Below are 17,725 nucleotides of genomic sequence, written 5' to 3' on the forward strand. Positions count from 1 at the left end.
TGCCCCCGGCAAGGCGCGTTCGGGTTGCGCTCGGCGGATGTTGATGGTTTGTTGCCGGGCAGCGGAGATTGAGTGATGCGAGAACCCGTCGGTCATGACGAATATGGGTCGACCAGCCCCTTCGATCCGGACGAGCTGTCGAGCTTGAACGCGATCGGTCCGGCCATGGGGAGTGGCAACGACTTCGAGAAATACGCCGTCGCGGTCATCATCGTGTTCGGCGCGCTGATCATCGGCGGGCTGATGGCCGCCTCGATGACGTTCGGCCACCGCAACGGCTTCCTGTTCGCGCTTGGCGGCGCGACATCCGCCTGGATATCGGGCAACGCGCTGCTGCTCGACCGTCCCCGCCTCTATGCCCTGTTCGTCGGCATCGCCGCCCTTATGCTTTTGGCTTCCACGCTGACGCTGGTCATCTGACCCGGGCCTAGACCAGTCCTAGCGTTTCACCGTTTCACGGAAACGGCGAACCGCTTTATCTCTTTGGTTTGACGCAATTCCGGACGGAAGGCTACGGCGAAGTCGCCGAGCCTGACCGTTACACACGTTTCCTGAAATTGCTCTAGTACCCAAGCGCCTCGCCCGCCGCGGCGCGGCTGTCGATGGCGCCGTTGTAGCGGGCGCCGCCACCCTTCTCGATTTCGCCCAGGCTCTTGCCGCCGACCAGGATGCCGGCTGCCTGGCCCCAGGTCTTGTCAGCGAGTTCGAGATGGTAGCCCATGCCTGCAAGCAGCCTCTCGGTATCCGGCGACAGCCCGAACGGCTCGACATAGACCGTGTCCGGCAGCCATTGATGATGGATGCGCGGCGCGTCGATCGCCTCCTGGATGTTCATGCCATGGTCGATGACGTTGACGATCGCCTCCAGCGTGATCGTGATGATGCGCGAGCCGCCGGGGCTGCCGATGACCATGAAGGGCTTGCCGTCCTTGGTGACCACGGTCGGGCTCATCGAGGATAGCGGCGTCTTCTTCGGCTCGATCGCATTGGCCTCGCCCTGGACCAGCCCATAGAGATTGGGCACGCCCGGCTTCTGGGTGAAATCGTCCATCTCGTTGTTGAGCAGGATGCCGGTGCCGTCGGCAACGACGCCGGCGCCGAAGGAGCCGTTCAGCGTATAGGTCACCGCGACGGCATTGCCGTCCTTGTCGATGATCGAATAGTGGGTGGTCTCCTTCGACTCGCCGAAGCCTTTCGGCATCAGGTCCTTCGACACGCCCGCGCGGAACGGATCGATCTTGTCACGAATGTCCTTGGCGTAACCCTTGTCGAGCAGCTTCTCGACCGGATTGTCGACGAAATCCGGGTCGCCGAGCGCCGAATTGCGGTCGACATAGGCGTAGCGCATGGCTTCGACCATGACATGCACCGTTCCGGCCGACCCCGCGCCGAGATAGGACAGCGGATAGAGCTCGAGCACGTTGAGGATTTCGCAGATGATGACGCCGCCGGAACTCGGCGGCGGCGAAGAGATGATCTCATAGCCGCGATAGGAGCAGGTCACCGGCTTCAGCTCGCGCACGGCATATTGCTCGAAATCGCCCTTGGCGAGGATGCCGCCCTTGGCCCCGCTTGCCTTGACGATCGCGTCGGCGATGGCGCCCTTGTAGAAAGCGTCCGGCCCCTTCTCGGAAATGGCTGACAGAGAGGCGGCGAGGTCCGGCTGGGCGAGCTTCTCGCCGATGCCGTATGGCTTGCCGTCCTTTTTCAGGAAGATCGCGGCGGCCGCCGGGTCCTTGGCCAGCCGTTCGGCGCCGCCGGCGAGGGAGGCGGCATCGCCCTGGTTGAGGACGAAGCCGTCCCTGGCATAGGCAATCGCCGGCGCCATCAGGTCCTGCCTGGTGAGCGTGCCATACTTCTGGCGTGCCATCTCGAAACCGGCGACGGAGCCCGGCACGCCGACGGCGAGATAGCCGTCGAGGCTGGCGCCCTTCACCGGCTTGCCGTCCTTGTCGAGATACATGGTCTTGGTCGCGGCGAGCGGTGCGCGCTCGCGGAAATCGAGGAAGGTCGAACGGCCGTCCTTGAGGCGGATGGTCATGAAGCCGCCGCCGCCGATGTTGCCGGCGTTGGGATAGACGACGGCCAACGCGTAGCCGACGGCGACCGCGGCATCGACAGCGTTGCCGCCCTTCTTCAGCACATCGACACCGACTTCCGAAGCGAGATGCTGGGCCGTCACCACCATGCCGTTCTCGCCCTTGGCTGGGGCCGGCGAGGCGGCGAAGACGGCGGCCGATGGCGTGAGGGTGAGGGTAAGCGAAAGGCTGACGGCGATCAGCGTCCGACGGGTGAGTTGCATGGCGGGGACTCCGGGGCGTGGGGGACGCCTAGGAAAGACCCTTGGAGCGCGATAGTCCAATAACAATTGAATAATCGAAACGGCCCGCTGGGCCGGCCTCCGCTTCGGTCTTTGTCCGAAGGATAGGAAATGGCCGAGGTCAGCGCTGCCCCTCATCGCCTTGCCGGGCACTTCTCCCCGTATAGTGACGGGGAGAAGGGGCGCTCTCGTCGGTGGCTTCGCCAATCGCCAAGCTGGCAGAGCAGACGCCGAGGTCGCAGCCAGCGCTCTTCTCCCCGTTCACGGAGTGAAGGTGCCGGCAGGCGGATGAGGGGCAGCGTCGACAGTGACGATTATCGAAAAACTGCCTGGAGCAATCGCCGACTTGGCCTCAAACAATCCCACCACCGCCGCCGGCGACAGCCGGCCGTTCGGCCGCGACCTTCGCCCGGTAGCCGGCGGCGCGATAGGCGACGACCGGATCGATGGCGCCGCCGGTCCTCAGCCGAGCCATGGCCAGGATCGGCTCGACGTCGGTGCGATAGGCGGCTTTCAGGGTCTGCGTCGCCATCAGCGCGTCGTTCGCTTCCTGGAAACCCTCCAGCGCCTTGCGGTCGACCAGCAGCGCCTGCGCATAGGCGCGCTGCACCTCGACCGCCGACAGCATCAGGCTTTCGATCGGGTCGGTGACGTTGTGGCTCTGGTCCAGCATGTGCGCGGGATTGAACCCCTTGGCATCGGAAAGCTCGGCATCGACCAGTTCGTTGAAGACCAGGAACAGCCGGTAGGGGTCGATCGAGCCGGCATCGAGGTCGTCGTCGCCATATTTGGAATCGTTGAAGTGGAAGCCGCCGAGCTTTTTGAACTGGATCAGCCGCGATACGATCATCTCGATGTTGACGTTCGGCGCATGGTGGCCGAGGTCGACCAGGCAGTAGGCCTTGTCGCCGAGTTCCCTGGCGATGATGTAGTTGGTGCCCCAGTCCTGCACCACCGTCGAATAGAAGGCCGGCTCGTACATCTTGTGCTCGGTGAACAGCCGCCAGTCGTCCGGCAGCCCAGCATAGATCTCGCGCATGGCGTCGAGGTAGCGCTCGAAGGCCTTGGCGAAATTGACCTGGCCGGGGAAGTTCGAGCCGTCGCCGATCCACACCGTCAGCGCCTTGGAGCCGAGCGTCTCGCCGATCTCGATGCATTCGAGATTGTGCTCGACGGCCTGGCGGCGCGTGCCGGCATCGGCGTGCGACAGCGACCCGAACTTGTAGGAAAGCTCCTGGTCCTTGGCATCGGAGAAGGTGTTCGAATTCATGGCATCGAAGCCAAGGCCGAAGCGGGACGCCGCCTGCCTCAGCCGGTTCGGGTCGGCCTTGTCCCAGGGGATGTGCAGCGAGACGGTCGGCGTCGCCTGTGTCAGCTGGCTGATGACAGCGCAGTCCTCGATCTTGTCGAAGATGTCACGCGGCTCGCCGGCGCCGGGAAACCGGGCAAAGCGCGTGCCCCCGGTGCCGACGCCCCAGGACGGGATCGCCACGGCGAATTTTTCGACCTTGTCGCGGATGGCGTCGATGGCGATGCCGCGCCGGTCGAGACGCTCTCCGAGCGAGGCGTAGTCGCGCACGAGGTCGGCCTTGCGGGCGGCGTTGCTCTTTTCGACGACATCGGCAGCGATGATCAATTCGGACACTACAATTCCTCCCAGTACTCGTTCGCTGGCGCTGCCCCTCATCCGCCCTTCGGGCACCTTCTCCCCGTGAACGGGGAGAAGGGATGCGCGACTAGCGCGTAAAGCTCTGCGCGTTGCCGGCGTCGACGTTGATGATGTTGCCGGTCGACTTCGCCGACATGTCGGAGGCGAAGAAGTAGATCGCCTCGGCAATGTCCTCCGGGAAGACCGAGCGCTTCAGCATCGAGCGCGAGCGGTAGTGTTCTTCCAGATCGTCAGTCGACATCTTGTAGGCGGCGGCGCGCTGTTCCTTCCACTCGCCGGACCAGATCTTGGAGCCGCGCAGCACGGCGTCGGGATTGACGACGTTGACCCTGATCTGCGCCTCAGCGCCCTCAAGCGCCAGGCAGCGCGCGAGATGGATCTCGGCCGCTTTGGCGGTGCAATAGGCGGCGGCGTTGGGTGAAGCGGCCAGCCCGTTCTTGGAGGCGACGAAGACGACGTTGCCGCCGATCTTCTGCGCGCGGAACAGCCGGAAGGCCTCGCGAGAAACGAGGAAATAGCCGGTGGACAATATGTCCATATTCTTGTTCCACAGCGCCAGTGTCGTCTCCTCGATCGGCGCCGAGGAAGCGAGACCGGCATTCGAGACAAGAATGTCGACACCGCCGAACTCGACCGAAGTTTCGGCAAAGCCCGCGACGACCTGATCCTCCGAGGTGACGTTGATCACCACCGGCCGGACGAAATCCTTGCCATAGGCTTTCGACAGTTCGTCATTGGCGCTGGCGAGCGCAGCCTCGTCGATGTCGGCCAGCACCACGCAGGCGCCTTCGCGCAGCAGCCGGTTGGCGGTGGCGCGGCCGATGCCGCCGGCGCCGCCGGTGACCAGCGCGATCTGGCCCGCCAGCGCCTTCGGCTTCGGCAGACGCTGCAGCTTGGCTTCCTCGAGCTGCCAGTATTCGATGTCGAAGGCCTCCTGCGCCGGCAGGCCGACATAGGACGAGACGGTCGAGGCGCCGCGCATGACGTTGATGGCGTTGACATAGAATTCGCCGGAGATACGCGCCGTCGCCTTGTCGCCGGCGAAGGTGAACATGCCGACGCCAGGCATCAGATAGACAACGGCATTGGGATCGCGGATGGCGGGCGAGTCCGTATGCTTGCAGCTGTCGTAGTAGGCCTGGTAGCCGACGCGATATTCGGCGATGTCGTCGGCGAGACGCGCGATGACGGCGTCGACGTCGGGTTTCGCCGGGTCGAATTCAATGACCAGTGGCCGGATCTTGGTGCGCAGGAAATGGTCAGGGCATGAAGTGCCCAGTGCTGCCAGCGGCCGCAGATCCCTCGAATTGACGAATTCGAGCACGGCGGGCTGGTCGTCGAAATGGCCGAGCTTGTGGCTGTTCTCCGAGATCAGGCCGCGGATGCTCGGCATCAACTTCGCGGCAATCACGCGGCGCGCAGGCGCATCGAGCGACTTCACCACCTCGCCGCCGAAGATGGCCACGCCTTCCGACCGACGCTCGAACCACTCGATCGCCTGGTTGATCACCGAGATCGTCGTTTCGTAGCACTCCTTCGGCGTGTCGCCCCAGCTGAACAGGCCGTGGCTTTCGAGGATGACGCCTTTCGCCTCGGGGTTTTCCAGGCAGAATTTCTCCAGCCACAGGCCGAGCTCGAAACCCGGCCGCTTCCAGGGCAGCCAGCCGATGGCATCGCCAAAGATCTCCTTCGTCAGCGCCTTGGAATCCTTCGCCGCGGCAATGGCGATGATGGCGTCGGGATGCATATGGTCGACGCAAGGCTTCGGCACGAAGGCATGCAGCGGCGTGTCGATCGAGGCCGCGCGCGGATTGAGGTTGAAGGTGCAGTGCGGCAGGTAGCCGACCATCTCGTCCTCATGCGCGAGGCCGCGATAGAGACCTTTCAGCGCGCGCAATTTGTCCATGTAGAGCGTGGCGAAACCGTCGAGCTTGATCGAGGCGCTGTCGCCGCCCGAGCCCTTGACCCAGAGCACCTCGACCTCTTCGCCGGTCAGCGGGTCCTTCTGCCAGACCTTGGACGAGGTGTTGCCGCCGCCATAGTTGGTGACGCGCTTGTCGGAGCCGAGCGTGTTGGAGCGGTAGACCAGCAGCTCCGGGTCGCTCAATCCCTTGGCCTTCGCATCATCCCACAGATTGGCGAGGCGCGAGCCGGAGCGCTTGTCGAGCATAGGTATCCTCCCTTGGGACGCAAAAAGGTGCGGTCCTTTTCGCGGGGAATGTCTACGCAAGGCGCCCACTTGTCAATCACAAACGATCAATATCGATCATATTGCACTGCACAATGAAATTATATGATCGGAAATGATTGACACTGCTCGTTTTGAGTGCCTAGATGCTCAGGCAGGGAGGAACCATGCACGAAAAAGAGCGCCACAGGATCATTCTGTCCGCCGTCCAGGAAAAGCCTGTGGTGACGGTGCAGGAGATGGTCGACCTGACGGACTCCTCCGAGGCGACGATCCGGCGCGACATCGCGGCGCTGCATGTGCAGAAGCGCCTGCGCCGGGTGCGCGGCGGTGCCGAGGCGATCTCGCCGCCACAGTTCATCGGCCTCGCCGGCCGCCCCTTCTCGGTCAACGAAACGCTGAACGCCGCGCAGAAGCGCGCGATCGCCCGAGAAGCGGTGAACCTGTGCAAGGACGGCGAACCGATCATCATCAATGGCGGCACCACCACTTTCCAGATGGTGCATTTCCTGACCGGCCGCCGCATGCCGATCTTCACCAATTCCTTCCCGATCGCCGAGCACCTGCTCAAGCATTCCAAGAACACGGTGATGCTGTCCGGCGGCACCATCTACCGCGAGCAGAACATCATCCTGTCGCCGTTCGACAATGACGTGACGCGCAACTTCTACGCGCGCCGCATGTTCATGGGCGCCCAAGGGCTGGGGCCGCTCGGCCTGATGGAAGGCGACCCGCTGCTGATCCAGGCCGAGCAGAAGCTGATCGACCAGGCCGACGAGCTGGTGGTGCTGGTCGATTCCTCGAAGTTCCGCATGCGCTCCAGCCTGATCCTGTGCGGGCTGACGCGCATCGCCACCGTGATCACCGACGACGGCATCGAGGACCGCGAGGCCAAGATGCTCGAAACCGCCGGGGTGACGCTGATCGTCGCCCGCAAGGCGGCACAGGAAGAATCTTCACTGCAGGCCTGAGCGGTCCGCAGCGGCGATGGAAATGCAACGCTCAAGGGAGGATATTCGATGAGCTTTTTGAAGAAACTGCTGGTTACGGCGGCCTTTTCCGCCGCCATGTTCGTGAATGCCGCCTATGCAGAGAACGTCAAGATCGCGCTGGTGGTGAAATCGCTCGGCAACGGCTTCTTCGACGCCGCCAACAAGGGCGCCGAGGAAGCGGCCAAGGAACTGGGCGATGTCGAGGTGATCTACACCGGCCCGACCAAGGCGACCGCCGAGGCGCAGATCGAGGTGATCAACTCGCTGATCGCGCAGAAGGTCAATGCGATCGCGGTTTCGGCCAATGACGCCGACGCGCTGGTGCCGGTGCTGAAGAAGGCGATGGAACGCGGCATCACCGTGATCTCGTGGGACTCCGGCGTTGCCAAGGAAGGCCGGCAGTTGCACCTCAACCCGTCGGACACAGGCCTGATCGGCGAGACCATCATCAAGCTCGCCGCCGACTACCTGCCGGAAGGCGGCGACGTCGCCATCCTCTCCGCATCGTCGACCGCGACCAATCAGAATGCCTGGATCGAGGCGGCGAAGAAGGTGCTGCCGGAGAAGTTCCCGAAGATCAAGCTGGTCGCCACCGTCTATGGCGATGACGACTCGGCCAAGAGCACCGACGAGGCCAAGGGCCTGCTGAAGTCCTATCCGAACCTCAAGGCGATCATCGCGCCGACCACCGTCGGCGTCGTCGCCGCCGCCCAGGTCGTCACCGACGCGAACCTGATCGGCAAGGTCAATGTCACTGGCCTGGCGCTGCCGTCCGAGTTCAAGAAGTTCATCGACAACGGCGCCAGCCAGGCTGTCGCGCTGTGGAACCCTATCGACCTCGGCTACTCGGCCATCTACCTCGCCCATGACCTGGCAGTGAAGAAGGAAGAGGCCAAGCCCGGCGCCACGCTGTCGATCGGCCGCGTCGGCAAGGTGACGCTCGACGACACCAACTCGGCTGCGATGGCTCCGCCCTTCCAGTTCGACAAGACCAACATCGAGAAGTTCTCCAAGATCTATTGATCCTGGTCGACTTCAAGCTCGTGCGGCGGGACAATTGTCCCGCCGCATCTTCAAACGGACCTTCTCTCAGGGCCTGATACGGATATGGACACGACAGCCCAGCACAAAGTGGAGACGGAACGGCCGCTTTCGGGCCCGGCCCAGCCGGCCGCCCCGCGCCTGACGCTCTCCGGCATTTCGAAGAGTTTCCCCGGTGTCCGCGCGCTGCACAATGTCAGCCTGTCGCTCTATCCGGGCCAGGTGACGGCGCTGATCGGCGAGAACGGCGCCGGCAAGTCGACGCTGGTCAAGATCATGACCGGCATCTACCAGCCCGACGCCGGCGAAATCAGCATCGAAGGCGAGGCGACGACGCTGCACAGCGCGCATGCCGCCTTCGGCCACGGCATCACCGCCATCCATCAGGAAACGGTGCTGTTCGACGATCTTTCGGTCGCCGAAAACATCTTTCTCGGCCACGCGCCGCGCACCCGCTTCGGCACCATCGACTGGCGCACCATGCGCAAGAATGCGCGCGAGGTGCTGGAGACGATGCGCGCCGGCCATATCGATGCCGACGCAAGGCTGAAGGACCTCGGCATCGCTAACAAGCATCTGGTCGCCGTGGCGCGCGCCATGTCGATCGATGCGCGCATCGTCATCATGGACGAGCCGACCGCCGCGCTCTCGATGAAGGAGATCGAGGAGCTTTTCCTGCTGATCGAATTCCTGAAGAGCGAAGGCAAGGCGGTGCTGTTCATCAGCCACAAGTTCGACGAGATCTACCGCATTGCCGACCGCTACACCGTCTTCCGCGACGGCGAGATGGTCGGCGAGGGCCTGCTGAAGGATGCCGGCCAGAACGAGATCGTGCGCATGATGGTCGGCCGCAACGTCGACCACATCTTCCCGCAGCGCGAGCCGAAGATCGGCGTGCCCGTGCTTTCCGTATCCGGCCTGTCGCACCCGACCGAATTCGACGATATCGGGTTCGAGCTGCGCAAGGGCGAGATCCTCGGCTTCTACGGCTTGGTCGGCGCCGGGCGCAGCGAAGTGATGCAGGCCATATCGGGCATCACCCGCACCAGCCGCGGCACGATCACGCTGGACGGCAAGCCGATCGCGCCGAAATCGGCCGCCGACTCCATCAAGGCCGGCATCGTGTATGTGCCCGAAGAGCGCGGCAAGCAGGGCGTGGTGATCGGGATGCCGATCTTCCAGAACGTTTCGCTGCCCTCGCTCATGCGCACCTCGAAATCGGGCGTGCTCAGGCTGGCGGAAGAGTTCGCGCTCGCCCGCTCCTACACCGAACGGCTGGATCTCAGAGCCTCATCGCTCAGCCAGGATGTCGGCACGCTCTCCGGTGGCAACCAGCAGAAGGTGGTCATCGCCAAATGGCTGGCGACGGCGCCCAAGGTGATCATCCTCGACGAGCCGACCAAGGGCATCGACATCGGGTCCAAGGCCGCCGTGCACGGCTTCATGGCCGAGCTCGTCGCGCAAGGCCTGTCGGTGATCATGGTGTCCTCCGAACTGCCGGAGATCCTCGGCATGTCGGACCGTGTCGTCGTCATGCGCGAAGGCCGCATCGCGGCCGTCCACGACAACAAGGGGCTCGATGCCGAAACGCTGGTTAGAACCGCAGCGGGGATCGCGGCATGAAGAATTTGCGCAAATACCGCGAGATCTGGCTGCTTGCGGCAATCGCCGTGCTGATCGGCCTGATCTCGACCCGCTTCCCGGGTTTTGCCGACCCGGCCAATCTGCGCCAGGTGTTCAACGATACCTCGATCCTGATGATCCTGGCGCTCGGCCAGATGGTGGTGATCCTGACGCGCTCGATCGACCTGTCGATGGCGTCGAACCTCTGCTTCACCGGTATGGTGGTGGCGATGCTCAACGCAGCGCATCCGGCGATCCCGATCCCGGCACTGATCGTCATCGCGCTTCTCGTCGGGCTGGTGCTCGGCGCCATCAACGGCTTGCTGGTGTGGCGGCTGAACATCCCCTCGATCGTGGTGACATTGGGCACGCTCACCATCTATCGCGGCGCGACGTTCGTGGTGTCCGGCGGCGCCTGGGTCAATGCCGACCAGATGAGTCCGGACTTCATCAACTTCCAGCGCGCCGCCTTCCTCGGCCTGCCGGTGCTTTCGTGGATCGCGCTTTTGGTGATCGCGCTGTTCTTCGTGGTGATGACGCGCACGCAGATCGGCCGCTCGATCTATGCCATCGGCGTCAACCCGACCGCCTCGGTCTATGCCGGCATCGATGTCGGCCGCACAAAATTCATCGTCTTTTGCATTTCCGGCATGATCGGCGGGCTCGCCGGCTATCTGTGGATCTCGCGCTATGTGATCGCATCGGTCGAGGTCGCCAACGGCTATGAGCTCAACATCATCGCCGCCTGCGTCATCGGCGGCATCTCGATCGCCGGCGGCATCGGCTCGGTCGGTGGCGCGGTGCTCGGCGCGCTGTTCCTCGGCATCATCTCCAACGCGCTGCCGGTCATCAACATCTCGCCCTTCTGGCAGATGGCGATATCGGGCAGCGCCATCATCCTGGCCGTGGTGCTGAATGCGCGCGGAGAGCGCCGGCAGGGCCGGATCATCCTCAGAAAGGCGGAAGCGGCATGACCGACGCCCCTCACCCGCGCCACATCCCCGACCGGCTCGACAAGCCGCTCTCGTCCGCGATCTTTTCCTGGGAGGCGCTGCTCGTCGTCATCGCGGTTCTCATCTTCACGGTCAACAGCTTCGCCTCGCCCTATTTCCTCGACCCGTGGTCGCTGTCGGACCTGACCTTCAACTTCACCGAAAAGGCGCTGATCGCGCTCGCCATGGCGCTGTTGATCATTTCCGGCGAGATCGACCTGTCGGTCGCGGCGATCGTGGCGCTCGCCTCGACGATGATGGGGATGGCGGTGCAGGCCGGCGCCGGAACGCCGGTGCTGGTGGCCATCGGCATCATTGTCGGGCTCGGCTGCGGCGCCTTCAACGGGCTGCTGGTCACGCGCCTCGGCCTGCCGTCCATCGTCGTCACCATCGGCACGATGAGCCTGTTCCGCGGCATCGCCTTCATCATCCTCGGCGACCAGGCCTACAAGGGCTATCCGGAGAGCTTCGCCTTCTTCGGCCAGGGCTATGTCTGGTGGGTTTTCTCGTTCGAGCTGGCGCTGTTCCTCGTCGCCGCGCTCATCTACTGGTTCGTGCTGCATCGCACCAGCTTCGGCCGCCGCGTCTTTGCCATCGGCAACAATCCGGTCGCCTGCCAGTTCTCCGGAGTGCGCGTCGACCGCATCAAGTTCATCCTGTTTTGCCTGACCGGGCTGATGTCCGGCATCGCCTCGGTGCTGATCACCTCGCGGCTCGGCTCGACAAGGCCGTCGATCGCGCAGGGCTATGAGCTGGAAGCGATCACCATGGTGGTGCTGGGCGGCGTCTCGATCCTCGGCGGCGCCGGCAGCATCCTGGGCGTCGTGCTCGCCGCCTTCATCATGGGGCTGGTGACTTTTGGGCTCGGGCTGCTCAACGTGCCGGGCATCGTCATGTCGATCTTCATCGGCCTGCTGCTTATCATCGTCATTGCGCTGCCCATCGTCTGGCGGCGCCTGCGCGAGGGACGCTTCGCGTGATGGAAAAATACGCCTTCAAGATGAAGCTCAATCCCGGCATGACGGCCGAGTACAAGCGCCGCCACGACGAGATCTGGCCTGAGCTGGTGGCGCTGTTGAAGCAGGCCGGTGTCTCCGACTACTCGATCCATCTCGACGAGGAGACCAACATCCTGTTCGGCGTGCTCTGGCGCCGTGACGACCACGGCATGGCCGATCTGCCGGAGCATCCGGTGATGCAGCGCTGGTGGGCGCACATGGCCGATGTGATGGAAACCAGGGCCGGTAACGAGCCGGTGGCGGTGCCGCTGGAAACCGTGTTCCATATGGCATGATTGGCCCGCATTTCTCACACGCTGCCTGCCGGGTTCTCCAACCGACCCTCGATCGAGTGTGAGAAATGCGGGTAAGCCACGTCGCCGTCATCGATATCGGCAAGACCAACGCCAAGGTGGCGCTTGTCGATCTCGCGACCCTGCGCGAGACGGCACTGCGCCGCAGCGCCAACGCGCCCCTCACTGACGGCCCCTACCCGCATCACGACATCGAGCGCCTGTGGACGTTCATCCTCGATAGCCTCGCCGAACTGCACCGCGAGCAGCGCATCGACGCCATCTCGATCACCACCCATGGCGCGACGGCGGTGCTGGTCGACGCCGACGGCGGCCTGGCGCTGCCGGTGCTCGACTATGAATTTTCGGGACCAGACGAATTCGCAGAGGACTATGACCTCATCCGTCCGCCCTTTGTCGAGACAGGCACGCCGCGCCTGCCGGCCGGCCTGAACATCGGCGCGCAGCTCTTCTGGCAGCAGAGGCGCTTTCCAGCGGAATTTGCCAAGGCGGCCGCAATTGTGATGTGCCCGCAGTATTGGGCGCTTCGGCTAACCGGCGTCGCGGTCAACGAGGTGACATCGCTCGGCTGCCACACCGATCTGTGGAACCCGTGGACGTCCGACTACTCGTCGCTGGTCGACAAGATGGGCTGGCGTCGGCTGATGGCGCCGGTGCGACCGGCGAAGGAGCGGCTAGGACCGATCCTGCCGGCCCTCGCCCGGCGAACCGGGCTCGACCCGCAGACACCGGTGTACTGCGGGCTGCACGATTCCAACGCCTCGCTGCTGCCGCATCTCTTGTCCGACCGGCCACCCTTCTCCGTCGTCTCGACCGGCACCTGGGTGGTTTCGATGGCGGTCGGCGGCGGCAGGGTCGAGCTCGATCCGGCCCGAGACACGCTGGTCAACGTCAACGCGCTCGGCGATCCGGTGCCTTCGGCTCGCTTCATGGGCGGGCGCGAGTTCTCGCTGCTGACCGACGGTCAGCCGCAGGACTGGAACGAGGACGACGTCGCCGCCGTGCTGGCGCGCAGGACGCTGCTTCTGCCCTCGACCCAGCAGGGATCGGGGCCGTTTCCGCACCGCCAGCCGCAATGGCTCAATGCCGACGGAACGAGCGGCGGCGAGCGCTTCGTCGCCATCTCCTTCTATCTGGCGCTGATGACCGCGACCTGTCTTGGGCTCATCGGCGGCGACGGGCCGACAACCGTGGAAGGACCCTTTGCCCGCAACCGGCTTTTCATCCCCATGCTGGCGGCCGCAACCGGTCGGCCCGTCATCGCATCGGAAGCAACGACCGGCACCAGCATCGGCGCCGCCCTGCTAGCGTCCGAGCGCCACGTGGCCTTAGGCAAGGGCGAGCGGACCGACATCCCAGATGATCCGGCCTGGAGTGGTTACGCAGGAGCCTGGCGAACCGCCTTATAGGGCGCTGCGCTTACCGCGAAGCATCGACGCAACAAGCCTCTGAAGGTTGTCCGACTGCAAGCGTGAAGCTGCTCACATAATCATATTATGTATTAGCGCATTTCTATGAAGCATTGATCGCTCTGCTCAATGTAAAATGCGGATACATTTTTAATCAACCTTTCTTGGAGGCGAAGATGAGTTCTACATTCAAACCTACTCATATCGATTTCGTCGACGGCAAGAAGCGTATCGAAGAGGCCCTGGCGAAAGTCGGACACAAGATGAACTCGAGGATCCTGACGTCGAGGGACAAGGAGGCCGTGGCTCTGTGCAACCTTCTCGGCGTTCCGCGCGAGCAGCTTCCCGCCGGATTCACAAAGTGGCAGTTGCCCTTCTACCTGGACGGCGGCCAGTTCTTCATCACCGCCACGGCGCCGAACGCGGAAGTCGGCGAACATTCGCACGACAATGACGGCGTCCGCTTCATCATGTCCGGCTCGGTCTACTATGACGGAATCGAGCTCAATGCGGGCGACTGGATGTATATTCCGAAGGATAAGCGCTATTCGCTGAAGGTCGGGCCGCTTGGGGCGAGCATGTGTTACTGCTATTGCTGTTGCTGCGCGGGTCGCGTGCTCAACAAGACCGACCTGATCGACCCGGCACCGTTCGTGCGCGTTCGGCAATCCCTGCAGCGGTAACGCCAAGCAACTGTCGCGGCGGCCTCGCGGCCGTCGCGACGGGCTTCTGGCGCCGGCAGGCTACGTTCAAAGAATCCGCTTGCCGAAGGCCGACATGATGAAGTTCACCATATCCGTCGCCAGCCTCGGCTCCAGTTCGGCCATCAGCCCGGAAACGCTCATCGACAAGAGCCCGCCCGAGAGTGCCACCGCCTCCATCGCCTGATGCGTTTCGCGCACCGTGAGCCCGCCCGAGCCTGCCGCCCAGCCGGCGAATTCGGTGACCTCGGGCGCATAGGCGACGTGGAACCCTTGCGTGCCTGAGGAGGCGATGTGGATCGCCTCGCGCATCACTTCCCCCATGCCCATGGCGTCGATGTCGGTCATGGTGAAGGCGGAGACACGCGAATCCGCCAGCACGCGCGCCTCGGCCGGATCGGCGTGGCGCAAGCCGACGATGACGATGTTTTCCGGCGAAAGCTGCGGCTGCAACGCGCCCGGCTTGTGATCCAGGCCCAACGTGCGGGCGAGCACCGAAGCCTCCGGCAGGTCGATGCCTTCGATCTCCTCCGGCATCAGCGCGGCGATGGAATCGATCCAGATCAGGCCAAATGAGTGTGTCGCCCGCGCGGTCGCGGCAAGTGCCGTGTGGGCAATGCGGCGGTCGGCGCCGGCGGTCAGCCGGATCAGGCCCGAAGGCGGCCGTTCCGCGTCGGCCAATTCGACGACATCGAAGTTCATCGCCTCAAGCCGCGCCCCGGTCGCCTCTCGGGCGAGGATGCCCGCCGCCGACGGCTCGGCCGAGATCGACACCATCTTGCGGCCGGAATAGTCCTCGACGTCGTGCATCGGGGCCTTCTCGACATATTCGGAGGTCATGGCGAGAAGCATGGCGCCATAGCTCATGCGGAAGGCGACGCGGCCGCCGACGACGGGAGGTGGATCGGCGTCCTGGACGTCGAGCAAAAGATGATCGCTGGAGGCGCCGAGCACGCGCACGCCCTTGGCGATCGGCATCAGGCCTTCGACCAGCACGTCCTCGCGGCCGATATTGGCGATGGCGCGCAGCCTGTCGCCCTCGTCGGGAAAGACCGGCTGGTTGCCGAACGCGTCGTAGCCGGACTGGCCGATCGGCCGCGATGGCTTCTTCTTGACCTCGATGATGTCGGCGGTAAGCCGGCAGGCATCGAGCTCCAGCGCTTCCCAGGGCGGATCGCGAAAGGTTTCCAGCCCGCCCTGCAGGATCGCCTCGCCGACCCTCAGATTGTTGATGCCGGCGGGGAGCCGGCCTTCGAGCAGCAGCGGCAGCGAGGACGAGGCACCGCCCGAGATCCAATCGAGGCTTTTGCCCGACAGACGCTCGATCTTGTAGGCATGGGCGACGAGCTGGCCGAGATTCTCCTCGGTCGGCAAGATGGCGCCGAAGCAGCCGAGATTGGTGCCGATGCCGGCAATGCGCACGCCCTTCATCTCCAGGATCTGCTCGACAGTCGGCACAAGGTCGTTCGGCCAGATGCCTTCCCGCAGGTCGCCGAGGTCGACCATCAGCATGATGTCGTGGACGCGGCCCATGCGTTCGGCGATGCGGGCGATCTCGCGAATGATCGAAAGTTCCGACTGCAGGCTGATGTCGACGGTCCGCACCACCTCCTCGACGCGGGCGATGGGCGGGCTGCGCAAGAGCATGATCGGCGCATTGATGCCGCTGTCGCGCAACCGGCGAATGTTCTCGAAGCGTGACTCCGCGATGCCGGCAACGCCGCCGCGCAGCATGGCGCGCGCCACCTGCGGCATGCCGCACATGCCCTTGGTAACGCCGAAGACCTTGATGCCGGATTGCGCGCAGCGCTCGACGACGGTGCGCGCATTGCGCTCGATGCGGCCGAGATCGATGGCGACTTGCGGTCCCGACATCTCTAGTTCCTGTAGACCAGCCCCTGCGGATCGATCTCCGGCTTGCGGCCGGCGACGATGTCGGCGAGGAATTTTCCCGAACCGCAGGCCATCGTCCAGCCGACATGGCCGTGGCCGGTGTCGAGATAAAGATTTGTGTAGCGCGCCAGGCCGATGACCGGCACGGAGTTCGGCATCATTGGCCTGAGGCCCGCCCAAAGCTCCGCCTTCTTCTCGTCGAAGGCGCCCGGAAACAGATCCTTGCCGGTCCTGAACATGGCGGCGAAGTCGCGCGGGCGGAAGCTGCGGTCGAAGCCGGTGAACTCGGCGGTCGAGGCAAGCCGCAGCCGGTTGCCGAGCCGCGAGTAGCCGATCAGCTGGTCCTCGTCGGCGCCGCCCATGGTCGGCCCCTTGCTCTCGTCCTCGAGCGGGATGGTCGCGGTGTAGCCCTTCACCGGATAGACCGGCAGGTCGATGCCGTAGCGGCGGCCGAGCAGGCCGCTTTCCGGCCCCATGGCGATGACCACCGCGTCGCCGGCGACCGGGCCGGCAGAAGTCATCACCGCGCGCACGCGGTCGCCCTCGATGTCGAGGCCCTCGACGGTCGTGCCGAAAAGGAATTTGACGCCGAGCTTTTCCGCCGAATAAGCGGCGAGCTTTTCCACGAACTGCCTGGAATCGCCGGTCTGGTCGATCGGCGAATAGACGCCGCCGGCGATCTTGTCCCTGGCGCCGGCGAGGCCGGGTTCCAGCTCGATCAGCCGGTCGCGGCCGACGATCTCGATCGGCAGGCCATGTTCGGCCAGGTAGCGGTAGTTGTCGGTGCCGGTGTCGAGACTGTGCTGCGAGCGGAAGAAATAGAGGATGCCCTTCTTGCGCTCATCATAGTGGATGCCAGTCGCTTCGGAGAGCGAATTGATGCAGTCGCGCGAATAGAGCGCCAGGCGCAACTTGACCTGGCTGTTGGCGCGCAGGCGCGCCACCGTGCACTGGCGCAGGAAGCGCAGGCTCCAGGCGAGGAAATAGGGATCGAAGCGCAGCCGGACCTTGATGCCGAGATCGTGATTCCAGAGCGCGCGCAGGAAGGTCTTTAGCGCGGCCGGCGAGGCCCAGGCGGTGGCGTCGCCCGGCGAGACAAGGCCGGCATTCGACTGGCTGGTGCCGCGCGCCGCCGTCTGGTGGCGCTCGATCACCGTCACCTCATGGCCGTCGCTCGCCAGGTAATAGGCGGCCGCCGTGCCAACGACGCCGGCCCCGAGCACCAAAACCTTCATGCCGCCCCCCAAGACAAATATGCGGAGCGCCTCGACGCCTCCGATGCCTTCAATAGCGCGTCTCGGGGTGCGGGACGAGCCCTTGTGATTGCAGAGGGCCGCGCCGCCCCTCATCCGCCTGCCGGCACCTTCTCCCCGTATAGTGACGGGGAGAAGGTGGCTTGCCGCGGCGCCGGCGCCTTCCCTGCAGCGTTGGCGATTGGCGAAATCATTGGTGACAGCGCCCCTCTCCCCGTCACTATACGGGGAGAGCGACTGTCTTGGCTGTCAAGCTGTTTGCCATGGTTTTTGGTCGCGGATGATGGCGTTGAGAATGGTCAGCAGCTTTCGCATGACGGCCACGACGGCGA

Annotated in this window: 14 protein-coding genes; 9 read left to right on the forward strand and 5 right to left on the reverse strand. The window is 64.3% G+C overall.

Annotation, left to right across the window (positions count from 1 at the left end):
• The first annotated feature begins 75 nt into the window (after positions 1-75).
• The gene (locus PU724_RS26535; protein ID WP_127282438.1) at positions 76-420 is read left to right on the forward strand and encodes a hypothetical protein; all 345 of its coding nucleotides are present in this window, start codon (positions 76-78) and stop codon (positions 418-420) included.
• A gap of 142 nt (positions 421-562) precedes the next feature.
• On the opposite strand, the gene ggt is transcribed toward PU724_RS26535, so the two are convergent.
• From ggt to PU724_RS26550, 3 genes are all read right to left on the reverse strand, one after another.
• Positions 563-2,302 carry a gamma-glutamyltransferase gene (gene ggt, locus PU724_RS26540; protein ID WP_354424481.1) on the reverse strand — a complete coding sequence of 580 codons (1,740 nt, stop codon included), beginning with the start codon at positions 2,300-2,302 and terminating at the stop codon, positions 563-565.
• A gap of 370 nt (positions 2,303-2,672) precedes the next feature.
• Entirely contained in the window at positions 2,673-3,965 is a 1,293-nt protein-coding gene (rhaI, locus tag PU724_RS26545) for an L-rhamnose catabolism isomerase (protein WP_354424483.1), read from the reverse strand.
• Between the two features lie 91 nt (positions 3,966-4,056).
• Positions 4,057-6,159, reverse strand: coding sequence for a bifunctional rhamnulose-1-phosphate aldolase/short-chain dehydrogenase (locus PU724_RS26550; RefSeq protein ID WP_354424484.1), 2,103 nt, complete (start codon positions 6,157-6,159; stop codon positions 4,057-4,059).
• Between the two features lie 185 nt (positions 6,160-6,344).
• Here PU724_RS26550 and PU724_RS26555 point away from each other — a divergent pair, with 185 nt between their 5' ends.
• The 8 genes from PU724_RS26555 to PU724_RS26590 all read left to right on the forward strand — a co-directional run bounded on the left by PU724_RS26555 (position 6,345) and on the right by PU724_RS26590 (position 14,229).
• Positions 6,345-7,148 (forward strand): DeoR/GlpR family DNA-binding transcription regulator, encoded by an 804-nt coding sequence (locus PU724_RS26555; RefSeq protein WP_127282435.1) that lies wholly within the window; start codon positions 6,345-6,347, stop codon positions 7,146-7,148.
• A 48-nt stretch (positions 7,149-7,196) separates the two neighbouring features.
• Positions 7,197-8,192 (forward strand): rhamnose ABC transporter substrate-binding protein, encoded by a 996-nt coding sequence (rhaS, locus tag PU724_RS26560; protein ID WP_127282434.1) that lies wholly within the window; start codon positions 7,197-7,199, stop codon positions 8,190-8,192.
• An 84-nt stretch (positions 8,193-8,276) separates the two neighbouring features.
• Positions 8,277-9,833 carry a sugar ABC transporter ATP-binding protein gene (locus tag PU724_RS26565; protein WP_354424486.1) on the forward strand — a complete coding sequence of 519 codons (1,557 nt, stop codon included), beginning with the start codon at positions 8,277-8,279 and terminating at the stop codon, positions 9,831-9,833.
• Positions 9,830-10,807, forward strand: a complete 978-nt coding sequence (locus PU724_RS26570; RefSeq protein WP_127391458.1) for an ABC transporter permease — start codon at positions 9,830-9,832, stop codon at positions 10,805-10,807. Before PU724_RS26565 ends, PU724_RS26570 begins: the two co-directional genes overlap by 4 nt.
• The gene (locus PU724_RS26575) at positions 10,804-11,805 is read left to right on the forward strand and encodes an ABC transporter permease (RefSeq protein ID WP_354424489.1); all 1,002 of its coding nucleotides are present in this window, start codon (positions 10,804-10,806) and stop codon (positions 11,803-11,805) included. The genes PU724_RS26570 and PU724_RS26575 overlap by 4 nt, the downstream gene beginning before the upstream one ends.
• Positions 11,805-12,119, forward strand: a complete 315-nt coding sequence (gene rhaM / locus PU724_RS26580) for an L-rhamnose mutarotase (protein WP_354424505.1) — start codon at positions 11,805-11,807, stop codon at positions 12,117-12,119. Before PU724_RS26575 ends, rhaM begins: the two co-directional genes overlap by 1 nt.
• Positions 12,120-12,184: 65 nt before the next feature.
• The gene (locus PU724_RS26585) at positions 12,185-13,546 is read left to right on the forward strand and encodes an FGGY-family carbohydrate kinase (protein ID WP_354424491.1); all 1,362 of its coding nucleotides are present in this window, start codon (positions 12,185-12,187) and stop codon (positions 13,544-13,546) included.
• A gap of 176 nt (positions 13,547-13,722) precedes the next feature.
• Positions 13,723-14,229: a hypothetical protein gene (locus tag PU724_RS26590; protein WP_320255400.1), complete on the forward strand. Its 507-nt coding sequence runs from the start codon at positions 13,723-13,725 to the stop codon at positions 14,227-14,229.
• 66 nt (positions 14,230-14,295) lie between these two features.
• Here the strand turns inward: PU724_RS26590 and PU724_RS26595 are convergent, their stop codons facing one another.
• On the reverse strand, positions 14,296-16,122 hold the full coding sequence (locus tag PU724_RS26595) for an alanine racemase (RefSeq protein ID WP_354424493.1): 1,827 nt from the start codon (positions 16,120-16,122) through the stop codon (positions 14,296-14,298).
• Positions 16,123-16,124: 2 nt separating this feature from the next.
• Complete coding sequence (locus PU724_RS26600) at positions 16,125-17,375, reverse strand: D-amino acid dehydrogenase (RefSeq protein ID WP_127282427.1); 1,251 nt, start codon at positions 17,373-17,375, stop codon at positions 16,125-16,127.
• Between the last annotated feature and the right edge of the window lie 350 nt (positions 17,376-17,725).

This window comes from Mesorhizobium abyssinicae (assembly GCF_049887195.1).
Lineage (GTDB): Bacteria > Pseudomonadota > Alphaproteobacteria > Rhizobiales > Rhizobiaceae > Mesorhizobium > Mesorhizobium abyssinicae.